Origin of the sequence: Micromonospora sp. URMC 105 (genome assembly GCF_051386295.1) — a bacterium.
Classification (GTDB): Bacteria; Actinomycetota; Actinomycetes; order Mycobacteriales; family Micromonosporaceae; genus Micromonospora.
In genome coordinates this window covers 1-372 of the sequence record NZ_JBPQTL010000234.1, presented here as the reverse complement: position 1 = coordinate 372, position 372 = coordinate 1, and the positions used below count along the sequence as shown (strand labels likewise).

General features: G+C 80.1%; 1 protein-coding gene. It reads right to left on the bottom strand.

Annotation, left to right across the window (positions count from 1 at the left end):
- On the bottom strand, positions 1-372 hold a 372-nt coding region (locus ACSNN7_RS29095), incomplete at both ends, for an NAD(P)/FAD-dependent oxidoreductase (protein ID WP_436684232.1).

Here is a 372-nt window from a genome sequence, read left to right as displayed (position 1 = left end):
GGTTCACCGGGTGGCCGAGCGCCCGGCGGACCACCGATCCGGCCCCGTCCGCGCCGACGACCGCTCGCGCGGCCACCTCCCCGTCGAGCACCACCCGGTCGTCGCGCGGCTCGACCCGGCGCACGGAGTGCCGGCGCAGCACCGCACCGGCTGCCACCGCCGCCGCGACCAGCCGGGCGTCGAACACCTGGCGGGGCACCGTGTACGCGGGCCGGGGCAGCGCCCGGGCCACCGCCTGACCGCCCGGGCCGACCAGGCGCAGGGCGGGCAGCGGGGCGTACCCGGTCACCGCGTCGGTCACCCCCAGCTCGGCGAGGACGTCCAGCGCGTGCGCGGCGATGCCGTCCCCGCACGCCTTGTCCCGGGGGAACT